The 13,743-nt window shown below is 54.2% G+C and carries 8 protein-coding genes and 5 pseudogenes; 9 read left to right on the top strand and 4 right to left on the bottom strand.

The annotated features are described in order from the left end of the window. Positions 1-164 precede the first annotated feature (164 nt). Positions 165-1,463 carry a glutamate-1-semialdehyde 2,1-aminomutase gene (gene hemL / locus DO97_RS11410; RefSeq protein WP_036533479.1) on the top strand — a complete coding sequence of 433 codons (1,299 nt, stop codon included), beginning with the start codon at positions 165-167 and terminating at the stop codon, positions 1,461-1,463. A 36-nt stretch (positions 1,464-1,499) separates the two neighbouring features. Here hemL and DO97_RS11405 read toward each other — a convergent pair whose 3' ends face one another. Further along, positions 1,500-2,216 (bottom strand): response regulator transcription factor, encoded by a 717-nt coding sequence (locus DO97_RS11405; RefSeq protein WP_036533477.1) that lies wholly within the window; start codon positions 2,214-2,216, stop codon positions 1,500-1,502. Between the two features lie 521 nt (positions 2,217-2,737). Here DO97_RS11405 and DO97_RS11400 point away from each other — a divergent pair. Beyond that, positions 2,738-3,364 carry a CPP1-like family protein gene (locus DO97_RS11400; RefSeq protein ID WP_036533474.1) on the top strand — a complete coding sequence of 209 codons (627 nt, stop codon included), beginning with the start codon at positions 2,738-2,740 and terminating at the stop codon, positions 3,362-3,364. Positions 3,365-3,442: 78 nt separating this feature from the next. On the opposite strand, the gene DO97_RS11395 is transcribed toward DO97_RS11400, so the two are convergent. Then, positions 3,443-4,945: a TM0106 family RecB-like putative nuclease gene (locus tag DO97_RS11395; protein WP_036533471.1), complete on the bottom strand. Its 1,503-nt coding sequence runs from the start codon at positions 4,943-4,945 to the stop codon at positions 3,443-3,445. Positions 4,946-5,111: 166 nt separating this feature from the next. Between DO97_RS11395 and DO97_RS11390 the strand changes: the two are divergent. From DO97_RS11390 to thyD, 6 genes and pseudogenes are all read left to right on the top strand, one after another. Continuing rightward, positions 5,112-6,292: pseudogene (locus DO97_RS11390) on the top strand (aminotransferase class V-fold PLP-dependent enzyme). Positions 6,293-6,295: 3 nt separating this feature from the next. Continuing rightward, entirely contained in the window at positions 6,296-7,387 is a 1,092-nt protein-coding gene (locus DO97_RS11385) for a glycosyl transferase (protein WP_036533469.1), read from the top strand. A 3-nt stretch (positions 7,388-7,390) separates the two neighbouring features. Continuing rightward, positions 7,391-7,807 (top strand): secondary thiamine-phosphate synthase enzyme YjbQ, encoded by a 417-nt coding sequence (locus DO97_RS11380; protein ID WP_036533468.1) that lies wholly within the window; start codon positions 7,391-7,393, stop codon positions 7,805-7,807. Positions 7,808-7,917: 110 nt separating this feature from the next. Then, positions 7,918-8,127 (top strand): annotated as a pseudogene (locus tag DO97_RS31140) (IS1 family transposase); the annotation flags it as partial. A gap of 79 nt (positions 8,128-8,206) precedes the next feature. After that, on the top strand, positions 8,207-8,851 hold the full coding sequence (locus DO97_RS11375) for a DUF3318 domain-containing protein (protein ID WP_036533467.1): 645 nt from the start codon (positions 8,207-8,209) through the stop codon (positions 8,849-8,851). A gap of 459 nt (positions 8,852-9,310) precedes the next feature. Beyond that, positions 9,311-10,240, top strand: a pseudogene (gene thyD, locus DO97_RS31135) (thylakoid membrane protein ThyD). Between the two features lie 70 nt (positions 10,241-10,310). Here the strand turns inward: thyD and DO97_RS11360 are convergent. Continuing rightward, positions 10,311-11,546, bottom strand: a complete 1,236-nt coding sequence (locus DO97_RS11360; RefSeq protein ID WP_036533464.1) for a hypothetical protein — start codon at positions 11,544-11,546, stop codon at positions 10,311-10,313. Positions 11,547-11,874: 328 nt separating this feature from the next. Between DO97_RS11360 and panB the strand changes: the two are divergent. Continuing rightward, positions 11,875-12,706: pseudogene (panB, locus tag DO97_RS11355) on the top strand (3-methyl-2-oxobutanoate hydroxymethyltransferase). Positions 12,707-12,776: 70 nt separating this feature from the next. Here the strand turns inward: panB and DO97_RS31130 are convergent. Next, positions 12,777-13,690, bottom strand: a pseudogene (locus tag DO97_RS31130) (cytochrome c biogenesis protein CcdA). Positions 13,691-13,743 lie beyond the last annotated feature (53 nt).

The following is a 13,743-nucleotide window of genomic DNA, read 5'->3' as shown; positions in this document are numbered from 1 at the left end:
GAATCCAACATACCATTTCTCCGTCGTCCACTTGGCTGGGGTAGGATATTCAACTAATGGTGATCATGGTGAATTAAATACCCTAGTCCTCACCCCTACTTGAGGCTCCATAGCACTAAATAAGTATTGGCGCGATCCAGCCCTCGCTCGATAAGGAGAGACCTTTGATTAGCACGACCCTTAAAACCACCAAATCAGAAGAAATCTTTACCACCGCCCAAAAACTAATGCCGGGAGGGGTGAGTTCTCCCGTGCGAGCGTTTAAATCCGTGGGTGGGCAGCCCATTGTCTTTGACCGAGTTCAGGGTGCCTACCTCTGGGATGTGGATGGCAATCAATACATTGACTATGTGGGCAGCTGGGGACCAGCCATCTGTGGTCATGCCCATCCCGTGGTGATCAAAGCCTTGCAGGAAGCACTGGAAAAAGGGACGAGTTTCGGTGCCCCCTGTGTTCTGGAAAATACCTTGGCAGAAATGGTGATTGATGCCGTTCCTAGTATTGAAATGGTGCGGTTTGTCAATTCCGGTACCGAGGCCTGTATGTCCGTACTGCGGCTGATGCGAGCCTTTACCGGACGGGAGAAAATTATCAAATTTGAGGGCTGCTATCACGGTCATGCCGATATGTTTCTGGTGAAAGCCGGATCTGGGGTTGCCACCCTGGGGTTGCCCGATTCTCCTGGGGTACCCAAGAGTACCACCAGCAGTACCCTCACCGCTCCCTACAATAACCTGGAAGCCGTCAAGGTCTTGTTTGATCAGCATCCTGACCAGATTGCCGGGGTGATTTTAGAACCCGTAGTGGGCAACGCTGGTTTTATTCCCCCTGATGTCGGTTTTCTAGCGGGCTTACGGGAACTTACCCAAGAATATGGAGCCCTGCTGGTGTTCGATGAGGTGATGACGGGGTTCCGTATTGCCTATGGTGGGGCCCAAGAAAAGTTTGGCATTACCCCAGATCTGACGACCTTGGGGAAGGTAATTGGTGGCGGGCTGCCTGTGGGAGCCTATGGTGGTCGCCGGGAGATTATGGCGCTGGTGGCTCCCGCAGGGCCGATGTACCAGGCCGGAACCCTTTCTGGCAATCCCCTTGCCATGACAGCGGGGATTAAAACCCTAGAGTTGCTGCGTCAACCGGGCACCTATGAGCATCTTGATCGGATTTCAGGCAAGTTAGTGGCAGGTCTACTCCAGATTGCTCGCGATGCGGACCATCGCGTCTGTGGGGGCCATATCAGTGGTATGTTCGGCCTGTTTTTTACCCCTGGCCCGGTTCATAGCTATGAAGACGCGAAGAAGTCTGATCTAGCAAAATTTAGTCGCTTCCATCGGGGGATGTTAGAGCAGGGGATTTATTTAGCTCCCTCCCAATTCGAGGCTGGATTTACTTCCCTGGCCCATACCGATGCTGAGATTGACCGCACCTTAGAAGCCGCCCAAATCGTTCTCTCTAGCTTTTAAGTCTGCGATCGCAGGAGACGGCATCTGCTCCTGCGATCAACTACTCCGTTGCTGCGACATCGCTCTCGGAGCCTCAAACTTATACCCCACCCCCCGAACTGTTTGGATTAAGGCCGGTTGCTCCGCATCAACTTCAATTTTTTTACGAATCTGCCCAATGTGCACATCGACAACCCGCTGATCCCCGACATAGTCATAATCCCACACTTCCTGAATCAGCTCGGCACGCCGCCAGACCCGCCCTGGGTGACTGGCGAGAAAGTGTAACAGATCAAATTCCAGGGCGGTGAGTAGCACCATCTGATCATTGAGGCGCACTTCCCGGCGTACCGGGTCGATCATCAGTTGTTCAAAAATCAGACACTGCTGCGACGCCGTGGTGACAATGCGCTGGCGCTTCAAAATCGCAGCAACCCGCACCCCTAGTTCTCCCAAGCTGAAGGGCTTGGTAATGTAGTCATCAGCTCCTTGGGTGAAGCCACGGATTTTGTCAGCCTCATCGGTACGGCTGGTTAGCATCAGCACAAATACACCGGTGCGACTCTGCATTTGTTGACAGAGGTTATAGCCAGTGGCATCGGGGAGATTCACATCAAGAATCACCAAATCTGGGTTGAACTGTTCAAAGAGGCTGAGGGCGGTCTTGCCGTCCCCGGCAGCTTCCATTTGATAGTCCTGCTTTGCCAGAAAGCGATGAATCAGGTTGCGAATTGCTGGATCATCATCAACGACGAGAATCTTTGCAGAAACCATGTCTGTAACCTTACGTTAAATTCAGTCAAGAGTTGATGAACGCATGGCAAAGCTTGATTAAAACTTTACGTCAACTTCATGCACTCTTCTGAAATTATCCCCAATATAAGCAATGTACTCAGGATTCTAGCCAATTATCTTGCCGAAACCGGGCATTGACGGCATTCATGGCGGTAGGCTATCCCTATCAACATCACAGATCATTGATCACTGCTGAAAAGTTGGGAGCCTTAGGGGCAATGGCCGGAGGCCGATCAATAAGCTCCAGAGGAGAGCGCGCCAATAACCCTTGCGTCAAGCCCACAGTTGGCATTGTCTGAGGGTAGGGGGCATGATAGAAGTAATACCCATCCTGAACAAATATTTGCTACCAGCCCACAGGAGCCTTTGCCTGAGCTGAATGTAACGTTTGTTAAATATATAGTCGTAGGAATGGCAAAGGTTTTGGCGTTTTTTTGCACGGGTGCTTGTGAACCGATGGTGCCCTAGGTTAGTTTTGAGAAGAGGTGCAAGCAAGACCCATGAGTGAGCAAAGTCCCTACGAAACGCTAGGGGTCTCGGAAGAGGCTTCCTTTGATGAAGTGCAGACCGCTCGGAGTCGTCTGCTCGAAGAGTTTTGTGGCGATCGCAAACAGGCGGATGTCATTGAAGCTGCCTACGATGCCGTATTGATGGATCGGCTACGGATGCGACAGGAAGGTAAAATCAAGGTTCCAGAACGCATCCGGTTCCCGGAGCGGTTGGTGCAGCCTCCTCCCAGTCCCCCCGTATCGCTGAGTCATCAATCCCCGGCCTGGTTGAGGGGGTTTCTAGACACCCCCAGCCGGGGAGATATTCTCTGGCCTGCGGGTTTATTCACGGTTCTCAGCAGCCTCAGTCTCCTCTTCCCCGCTCAGGAAGGTGGGATTTTGCAGTTGACCCTCTCCCTGGGCATTGGATTTAGTCTTTATTTCCTCAATCGCAAAGAGCGTAAGTTTGGGCGGGCTTTTCTCCTGACCCTGGCCGGGCTGTTGTGCGGCCTCTTGTTGGGTAGCCTCTTGGTTCCCTTCTTCCAGGCACCGATTCTGGCAGTCGGGTTGACCGAAGAGAAGATCATCACTGTTATTACCTTCTTAGTACTCTGGCTGGTTGATAGCTTCCTACGCTAGGACGTTGTCAAGGTTTCGTTGATGGCTCAAGGGTTTGAAAGCGACCATCTCTAGCCCGTCAGACAGAGATCGGCTGGTTTAGGAATCCGGAGGCAGGGTTGCGGCCAAAAAATCTGTCAACCAATTTTTAATGTGATAAGTTGCGTGACAGTCATCTTCGTTGTAGTGCAAAATCGCGTTCAGAAACTGGCGATCGCCCGTCGCCAGCCATTGGGTGTACCAGTAGATCGACTGTGCCCCATTGGCACTGGCATCCCGCCAGCGAAAGCCCAGCCAGCGAGCAATTTGCTTCAGAGCATAACTTTCAACCGGCAGGGTGACGGTGCGGGTTACCCAGTCATGTAAATCGATAAAGCGCGTCAGCAACTGCTGAATTTGTGTCCAGGGGGTGCCATACAGCTGCCCCAAGCGTTTCACGGTCTGGACTTCGTAGGGACAAAAATGAAAAATCGGGGCATCGGGATAGCGCCCCACTAGGTCTAGAAACTGCTCCCAGATCAGTGCTTCCCCATCGGGAGCTTCCGCCAGAAAGGGGTAAAAAGTTGTTGCTCCCTGGAAACGCTCCACCACCAGGACGCCATGGAGGTAGGCGAGGTTACGCTCTGGTTCAGCTTCAATATCAAAGTAGAGTTCAACGGCAGCTGTGGGGAGATGCTTGATCAGCTTCAGGTTGCCCTGGGGCAGGTTGACGCGGTGGTCCTGCATTGGCCCCCAATCCGGAGGTAGGGTTGGCATTGCCTGATTTTGCAGGGTGGCCTGAGCCTGACGTACGAGTTTCTGTGCCACCTCTCGCCCAAACCCTGGCAGCAACTCCAGGGTCCGGGGATGGATGTTCGACAAGGACTCAACGGTTGTCAGGTGGAGGGTTTGTAGATAGCTATAGCGACTGGGGGTAACCCCCGGCAAGAGGGACAAATGCTGCTGATCCTGGGCGATCGCATAGCAGTGGCTAAACCACTGGCAGAGATTACAACGGTTCCGGGCAATGAACACTTCCGGTGGTTCCGATTGATCGAGGGTCGTGAGGCACTCTTTGAGGAGGATCTGCATCCGGGGCAGAAGTTCCGGCAGATCGACGGCATATAACCCGCGTTCTCGCAGCAGCAGCCAAGCCCCCTCCGGCCAAGCCCCCTGCACCATGGACAGGATCTGGGTATGAAAGGTAAGCACCATCTGATATTCCAGCTTGGGGCGCTTGCCGAGCTTGATCTCGACGGGCGCATAGATCCAGTTGCCCCAAAAGGAGCGACCGGGCTGGCGGATCAAGAGATCGGGTTTGCTCACCAGGGTGACCCCCGTCGGTGCTTGGTCTACTAAAACCCCCTGAAAAATATGCTCCACCCCTTGCTGCATCAGGGCTAAGGTTGCAGCGGCCCCTGCGCCCCAATCCCCCGCCGCATACTTAGGTTGGTGATAGGTCAGGTCGGCTAACACCTGCCGCTGATGGGTAAAACTGTCTTGGCGTAACTTCAGCACATAATCACTGGCCGGCTCCCGCAGGTCAGCATTTCCATACTCCTCCAGAAAGGCCCGACGACTACAACGCTGGTAGTCCAGAAATAGCTCATCAGTCAGCAACATGCCTCCAAACTAGCAGGAATCCTCAGTTGATGAGGTGTCACAGTGCCAGTTAGAAAGCTCCCGACGGTTGGTGAATCGTGGGTCTGCGTTCTAAGCTGGAGTCAATCCAGCCATTTCCCGGAGGTTGGCAACGTCACCCGGTCCCCATTTCGCCAGAGGAACGCCCTTGCTCGACGCCCATCGTCAACAATTTCCAGCGTTGACCCACCACACGTACTTTAACTTTGGGGGGCAGGGGCCCTTACCTACCCCCGCCCTCAGCGCGATTCACCAAGCCTTCACCAGACTGGATCAGACGGGGCCGTTCTCCAATACTGCCCATACCTGGTTCGCTCAGGAGTGCAGCCAACTTCGAAGCGCGATCGCCGCTGAACTCAACATTGCCCCCGCAACCCTGACCCTGACAGAGAATGTCACCGTCGGCTGTAATATTCCCCTCTGGGGCATAAATTGGCAACCAGGGGATCATCTGCTGATATCCGACTGTGAGCACCCAGGGGTGGTGGCAGCGGTGCAGGAACTCCAGCGGCGGTTTGCCATTGAGATTTCGGTGTGCCCCCTGCAAGCCACCCTGAATGACGGTGATCCGGTGGCCTGTATTGCGACCCACCTCCGACCACGAACACGACTGGTTGTCATCAGCCATCTGTTGTGGAATACCGGGCAGGTATTACCCCTCGCAGAGATTGTCCAGATCTGCCATGCCTATGAGGCAGCGGCATCCCCGGTGCGGGTTTTGGTAGATGGGGCACAGTCAGTGGGTTGCCTACCCCTGGATTTGACCGCGATCGCTGTGGATTTCTATGCCTTTACTGGCCATAAGTGGTGGTGTGGCCCTGCCGGAGTTGGGGGACTGTATGTCCACCCAGACGCCCTCGAAAGTGTCCAGCCCACCTTTATTGGTTGGCGCGGCATCACCACTGACCCAGTGGGCACTCCCACGGGTTGGCAGCCAGGGAGTAAGCGCTATGAGGTTGCCACCGCAGCGGTGCCCCTCTATGCGGGGTTAAGCGCTGCTATCGCCCTGCATCAGCAGTGGGGCACGGCCACCGAGCGCTACCAGGAGATTTGCCAGCTCAGTCAAACGCTGTGGCAGCAGCTCTCCCAGTTCCCGTTCATTCGCTGCTTACGCACCACCCCCCCCGGAGGCAGGTCTGGTCAGCTTCCAATGGCTCCCCGACCCCACCCCTGCCGGTCATCAAAAACTTAGTGGCCGCTTTAGAAGCCCGAGGTCTGCTCCTGCGCACCCTAGCAGTGCCCAGTTGTGTGCGTGCCTGTGTGCATTATTTCACCCAACCCGCCGACATCGACTGCTTAATGCAGGCGATCGGGGAATTACAGCCCTAACCTATGCCTCGACCCACGCTCTACGTTGCCATTACCAATCATGGCTTTGGTCATGCCACCCGCACCGCTGCGGTGGTCGCTGAAATACAGCACCTCTGCCCGGATCTTTTGGTGATTCTGGTGACAACTGCCCCCCGCTGGTTGCTGGACTCCTATCTGCAAGGTGAGTTTATTCAACGTCCTCGAGCCTTGGATATTGGCGTCATCCAGCGGGACAGCCTCACCATGGACAAAGCCGCCACCCTGGAACAATTGCAGGGGATTCAAAGGCGACAGGCGGCGATCATTGCTGGGGAGGTGAATTTTATTCGCCAAAATCGCGTTGGTTTAGTGCTCGCAGATATTCCGCCCCTGGCAACGGCGATCGCCCACGCTGCTGACCTTCCCTGTTGGATGTTGAGTAACTTTGGCTGGGATTATATCTACCGCGCTTGGGGCGGCGAGTTTTGTGCGATCGCCGACTGGATTAGCCAGTGTTTCGCAGCCTGTGACCAGTTGTTTCGCTTGCCCTTCCATGAACCCATGGCCGCCTTTCCTCAGATCAGGGATGTGGGCTTGACCGGGGGCACCCCTCGCCATGACCTAGGGCAATTACGGCAAAAATTTCAGCTGCGGACCACCCCAGAGCAAACCGTGCTCTTAACCTTTGGGGGACTGAATCTCAACGCCATTCCCTATGATGGTCTTAGCCGATTTCCCGACTGGGACTTCATTACCTTCGATGCCCAAGCTCCTGCCCTCCCCAACCTCCGGGTGGTCACCGATCATCAGTACCGTCCCGTTGACTTCATGCCCCTGTGTGGGCGGGTGGTGTCCAAACCCGGTTACAGCACCTTTGCCGAAGCCTGTCGTCTGGGAATCCCCTTGGTTTCCCTTACCCGGGAAGATTTTGTGGAATCTCCTCTGTTACTAGAGGGAATCCAACAGTATGCCCAGCATCAAATTCTGACCCCAGGGGAGTTTTATCAGGGAACTTGGACATTTCTGGAACAACCCTTGCAGCCGCCGCAGCAGTCCCAGTCCTTAGACCCCCACGGGAATCTGGCGATCGCCCAGGCGGTGGTGGACTATTTGCAAACCCAGGAGCAGGTCTGACCCATGACCCACTATCAGCACAGCCTCAAAATTCCCACCCGTGGTCAGGGATTTCACAAGATCACCCCCCAAATCCAGGGGATAGTGGCTGCATCTCAGGTAGACATCGGACTCTGCACCCTGTTTCTGCGCCACACCTCGGCCAGCCTAGTGATTCAAGAAAATGCTGATCCCGATGTGCTCACGGATTTAGCCACCTTCCTGGACAAACTGGTTCCGGAATCGGGTTCTTACCACCACAGCACCGAAGGCCCAGATGATATGCCAGCCCATATTCGCACGGCCCTGACCCATACCTCGGAACAAATTCCTATTACCCAGGGACAACTGGTACTGGGAATCTGGCAGGGGATTTATCTCTGGGAGCATCGACGCCAGGGTTCGACTCGGGAGCTGGTGGTTCACATTACGGGCTTCTAGCGGTCTGTGATCATGTTTTTGCATTCATTGCGATCACCCGGAAAATTGCCAATCCTCAACCACTACCCACAGGCGTTGCATCATTGGGGGATGAATCAAGGCTGATTTCCATGCCATGTCCTGAGTGCAACTCAACCCATACCCATCAAAACAGCCTCAAAAAAAGTAAACAAAATCACATCTATGTCGATTGTGGTCGTCAATTCATTGGCTGCTATGAGACCACGAGAGGCTACCGTGATGAGGTGAAACGGGAATGCCTAAAAATGGATGTCAATGTCATGGGGTTCCGAGGCAGCGAACGAGTGAAAGGAATTCATACCTTCATTCAGCAACGCCGTCAAGATATACTTCAAATTGAGAACTCTAGACGTTTGTTGATTGACTGGGGTCGAGCCGATGACATCCTATGCGACATCCACTGCCCGATCTGAAATGAGCGAACTGCGGCGCTTACGGAGTCTGCTGCCACCGGAAATGCAAAGTTGGGTCACCGTTGAAAGTACGTCAGCGGTCAATCCTCCCTTGATTGCCTGTGAGGAAATTGGAAAGGATCAGGTCGAAGTCCAAGTTGATCTGGTGCGGTGGGATCAGTTGGCGCTGGATCAACGGAATCTGTTGTTCTGGCATGAAGTCTCCCGAATTCAGAATGACACCATTCCCAAAGATGGTTGGGAAATGGCAGCCCTTGCAATTGGCTTGGGGGGTGCGGTGGGGGAACTCTGGGTTCAGGATGGGCTGCTCCTGATGCTGGCCTTAACCCTCTGTGGAGTTTCCGGTTACCGTCTATACAAGAAAAATAATGGGGAGCGAATTTTACAGCAGGCGATTGATGCCGATGAACAGGCGATCGCCCTGGCGACCCGATTTGGCTATACCTTACCCAATGCCTATAAAAGTCTCGGCAGTGCCCTCAAGGCCTTGATTGAGCAAAACCCGAAAAAACGTCAGCGAAGTCGCTACGAAGCCAGACTACAAGCGTTGAAACAAAGCGCGGCCAAGGCCAAAGCTAAGGCTAAAACCATCCGCGATGAATCGATCTAGACCCGAGATATTTGTTGGTCGAACCTTTAGGGAAAACCCTTGATGACTCCTGAAAACCCTGATGTCAATCAACGCTCCGGTACTGCAAGCATCTACCGATTTTTGAGAGGGGCAGCCCTAGCTGCCTTTGTGATCTTGATCCCAATCTCTGCTGGATCGTCCATGGATTTCAACCTGGTGCAAGTTAGCTTTGCATCCTTGCTGGCGATCTCGTGTGGGCTACTCTCTAGCCTTTGGGGAGACAAATTTATTGACAGAGTGACCAGGGTCTTAAATTCCTTTGCTCTTTGATCTCAATCAGCTTCCTTCATTTAATTTCGGAGGTCTGCAGGACATAGGGAGACGATCGTAACGGCTGATTTCGACCTTTTTACCTGTCATTCTCCCAGGGGAATGGTATCAGCTGCTAACACAGTGTTGATCATCGGAATGCCGAGTCTATAGCGCCGGGAGGGGAGCATGAAAGTGGCAGTCACAGGGGCAACCGGGGTTTGTGGGGCATCGGTTAGTAGAACGGCTGCAAGCTGAGGGGTATCAAGTGCTGGTGCTGACTCGGGATGCAACCAAGGCTCAGGTCTGCTTCCCCCGAGGAGCAGTTCCCAGCCGTGGAAATTCTGCCTTACACCCCCACCGTCTCGGGGGACTGGCAGCAGGCTCTCTCTGGGTGTGAGGGCGTGGTAAATCTAGCAGGCCAACCCATCGCTGCAGGTCGTTGGACTCCCACCCTGAAACAGGCGATTCTCGACAGCCGCAGGCACGGCACCCAGAAATTAGTTGAAGCCATTGCCCAAGCCCATCCCCGGCCAACGGTTCTAGTCAATGCCTCGGCGATCGGCTACTACGGTCGCAGCGAAACCGCTGCCTTCGATGAGACCAGCCCTCCTGGAAACGAGTTTTTTAGCCCACGTCTGCCAAGCCTGGGAAGCTGCTGCCCAAGCGGTCACGACCCATGGGGTGCGTTTGGTGATTGTTCGCTTAGGGATTGTGTTGAGTATGGGAGGGGCGATCGCCAAAATGATTCCCCCCTTCAAACTCTTTGCCGGAGGCCCAATTGGGAGTGGACAGCAGTGGTTTTCCTGGATTCATCGTGAGGATCTGGTGAATTTGATCCTGGAAGCCCTGACGCGATCGCAGCTGTCAGGTGTTGTCAATGGCACCGCGCCCAACCCAGTGCGGATGCATGAACTCTGTCAGGTTCTGGGGCAGGTACTCCACCGTCCCTCCTGGCTCCCTGTCCCAGGATTTGCCCTGGAATTGCTGCTGGGAGAAGGGGCGACCGTTGTTTTAGAAGGACAGCAGGTACTCCCTCAGCGCACCCTCAGTCAAGGATTTACCTATCAGTACCCCACCCTCAAGGCTGCCCTGACAGAGTTTTTGGGCGATCGCTAGGGGCACTTGTGAGGGGGGGTGGGAAACCTTGCTATTGGTGCCAGTGACTCAATATTGACAGACAGATAGCCTACTGAACTCGATAATTGCGGCGACGACGGGCGAGAAAAGCTGGTAGATCTCCCACAGGAGAAAGAAAGGACTCCAAAAGCATGGGTTCGGAACTTTCAGGCAAGGCCGTTGGCTGAATTTCCATTAGGAAATCGGGTATCAGTACATCTGGATCCATGGGGGGAAGCAGATCGCAGGCAGGGTCTGTCGGGGTGAGACTATCGGCGATCACTGCTGGATCTGTCAGAGTCTGCGCTAGGAGATCCTGGCAACGTAGGGCATAGCGGTGGCTGACCAGAAAACGGTCTTTCCAGTGTTGGACTGCTGCTTCGTACTCCTTGGCTTGCTGGGCTTGCTGAAGGATTTGTTCCTGCATTTCAGCCACTTGCTGCGTCAGTGCCACCGTGCGATCGCTATGTCGATCTCGTTCAGCAGTCAACTCCTGACAGGTGTGCTGCAATTTGGCCTGTAGCATGCGCTGTCTGACCAATTCGGTTTCCAAACCCGCTAATTTTAACTGGAGTAGCGCTGGGTCTGGGGCCTTGCTTGTGGACAAATCATAGGGTGGAACACCACCATGGGACAGCGGTGCTCGTTGTTCCATGCAGGCATGTTGTTGCTGATAGGTTGTCAGTTGCCGTTGGGTCTCATCCAACTGCACCTCAAGACTGATAATCTGAGTGCGAGCTGTCAGCACTTGGGCTGCTAATTCCAGACCTCGCTGCTGTTGCGAGGCTAAGGCAGTTTGCAGATCCTGGATCAGTTGATTCTGGTAAACCTGCGCCGTTGTCCGATCATGAACTAGATGGGAGCGCAGGTATCCCAGTTCGGTCTGCTGGGCTTGGGCCATAACTTCCGCTGCGCTCAAGAGTTCCTGAAATTGTTGCTCTCGCTCCCGAAATACCTGTTCTTGTAACGCTAACTCTTGTTGCTGCTGACTGAGTTGCTGATTCAGGTTCATGATTGCCTGTTGCTGCACATGGGAGAAAGCTTCAGTGGCTGCCAGTTGACTCTCCATCGATTCCTGATCACGAATCAGGAGTTTGATCTCCCAAAAAGCCATGAGGCATTGATCCAGAGCTTGCTCTAGTTGATGAATTCGATCCAGACGATTTTGTGCCAGAGATCGCACCTCATCGAGCTGCTCGAGCAGTTCTAGTCGTTCCAGTTCCCAAGTTGGGCGGGGTAAGCCTGGGGAAGGGACGGTTGAATGGTTCAGGCTATGTATCGTATCCCCTCGCACAGAATCAACCAAGTCAAAGCCTCCGGCTCACAACTAACGGCTCACGTTCAAAAATGGGATGCTGAAACCCCAATCGAAAACACGGTCAGTAGCTCGGAAATTCGGGCAAGGTAACGGGAACAGCGGCAACTGAATCACTATCCGTCAAGGTATCACGGTTCTTGAAATTTTATAACCATAGGGATAACCGCACAGTCAGAAAAATTTTAGATCGAGAATCAGAGCCAGGAATGGAGTGGACAGTGACAGCATTCGGGGAGGTCAGGAGAGCGATATCCTGAAGAGGAACAGAGAGGCAGTCCTCAAAGGCGATCAGGGTCGTTGTGGCCGGGAGGCAACCGTGGCAGTTACCATCCAAACCTTAATGCAGCGTAAACAGCAGGGGCAACCGATTGTCGCCTTGACCGCCTGGGACTTCGCGATCGCTCAGATTCTGGATCAGTCCGGGGTGGATCTAATTTTGGTGGGGGGATTCCATGGCCATGGTCGCCCTGGGGCATCCGACAACCCTGCCAATTACCCTGGATGAGATGATTCACCATGCTCAGGCGGTACGTCGGGGGGTGAAACAAGCTCTGCTGATCTGTGATCTACCGTTTTTGAGCTACCAAGAAAGTTTCCAGCAGGCGCTGCACTCCGCAGGCCGTGTCCTCAAAGAAGCGGGGATTCAAGGGGTGAAGTTAGAGGGGGGCTATCCCGCCATGGCTGAAACCGTGCGGTGCTTGGTGCAAGCAGGAATTCCGGTCATGGGGCATGTGGGTCTTACCCCTCAGTCCGTGCATCTGTTGGGGTATCGTCAGCAGGGGAACTCCGAGTTGGCGGGGGAGCAAATTCTGACCCAGGCGATCGCCCTAGAGCAAGCTGGAGCCTTTGGGATCATCTTGGAGCACATTCCAGCGACACTGGGCTTACAAATTAGTCAAAAGTTGACCATTCCCACCATCGGGATTGGCGCTGGCCCCTACTGTGATGGTCAGGTACTCGTTACCGCGGATCTGCTGGGGCTGTCCCCCCGGCAGCCTCCCTTTGCCAAGTCCTATGCAGATTTGTGGGGAACGATTACCCAGGCGGTGCAACAGTTTGGTCGAGAGGTGCGATCGCAACAATTTCCCAGCCCTGGGGCGGGGGCAGAGGCTCCCAGATCCAACCTCAGTAACTCATCAGTTGATTAGCAATTCATGTCAGCTGATGACTACATTCGGCTCAAGCGTCTTGATCCATCAATAGAAGATTCACAGACCTTTAGAGAGAGGGCAAAAGCAGGGTGGCAATCACCCAGCGGCCCCCGTCCACCAAATAGAAACCACCCACTAGAAGTAATAGCCCACCTGCAAAGCGGCTAATGGTTTCAGCATGGCGTAAAAGCTGACGGGTTTGCTTCGCCAAGCCGGTAAAGAGACTCGCAAGAAAGATGATGGCGGTGTACCCAAGGGCATAACTTACCATTGCGAGGGTACTCAGAACTTGGGAGCCGGTCGCGGCTCCTGCGGCTAACACAGAAAACATCACGGGACTGGTACAGGGCGAACTCACCAACCCGAAGGTTAAGCCGACCCCGTAGGGTCCCTTTAAGCCATTCCCGAGGTGGCTGAGCCATGGATGCAGGGGGCTGGTGGCCGGTAGCTTCACCACGGGCAATTGGGGGCGGGGCAAGCGCACCCAGCCAGTCAGATTCACTCCCATCAGCATAATCAGCAGCCCGACCGCCACATGGAAGTACCCCCGAAACTTAATCAGTACAATCCCCGCAAAGGCAGAAAACTAGCCCCAGGGTGCTCAGAACTGTCACCACCCCCAAGACAAAGGCCGCTGCCTTCCAGAATGCCTGTTGCCGGGAGGTAATGGTATGGGTGCCAATATAGCTAAGGTTCACGGGTAACAACGAGAGGATGCAGGGGGTAAATACTTGAGAACAGACCGCCTACAAACGAGAACAGCAGTAACATCAATGGGTGGGTCAGGGATTGTTGGCTAAACCACTGCTCATACTGCTCTCCTAAGGTAAATCCTAATTGTTGCAGGACTGCATAGGCACCCGCCCCCCATCCCTGACTGGCAGCCAGGAGTAACAGCAACCCTACCAAAAACCCTAAACTAAAGACCTTGAGTGCTGACTTTCGAGCCAGCAAGTCTGCTAAGGATTTTGCGCGTGACATATCCCCCCAATCATGTCCATGGCAGTCGAAGGTGGATCGATCTCCTGTGATTC

Origin of the sequence: Neosynechococcus sphagnicola sy1 (assembly GCF_000775285.1) — a bacterium.
GTDB lineage: Bacteria > Cyanobacteriota > Cyanobacteriia > Neosynechococcales > Neosynechococcaceae > Neosynechococcus > Neosynechococcus sphagnicola.
The sequence above is the reverse complement of the archived record's forward strand: the minus strand, read 5'-3'. Positions and strand labels throughout refer to the sequence as shown.

What these genes read in the sequence shown, in the direction of transcription:
- DO97_RS11395 (WP_036533471.1), bottom strand. Translation starts at nt 4,945, where the DNA reads ATGTTGCTGACTGATGAGCTATTTCTGGACTACCAGCGTTGTAGTCGT.
- DO97_RS11400 (WP_036533474.1), top strand. Translation starts at nt 2,738, where the DNA reads ATGAGTGAGCAAAGTCCCTACGAAACGCTAGGGGTCTCGGAAGAGGCT.
- DO97_RS11385 (WP_036533469.1), top strand. Translation starts at nt 6,296, where the DNA reads ATGCCTCGACCCACGCTCTACGTTGCCATTACCAATCATGGCTTTGGT.
- DO97_RS11405 (WP_036533477.1), bottom strand. Translation starts at nt 2,216, where the DNA reads ATGGTTTCTGCAAAGATTCTCGTCGTTGATGATGATCCAGCAATTCGC.
- DO97_RS11380 (WP_036533468.1), top strand. Translation starts at nt 7,391, where the DNA reads ATGACCCACTATCAGCACAGCCTCAAAATTCCCACCCGTGGTCAGGGA.
- DO97_RS11375 (WP_036533467.1), top strand. Translation starts at nt 8,207, where the DNA reads ATGACATCCTATGCGACATCCACTGCCCGATCTGAAATGAGCGAACTG.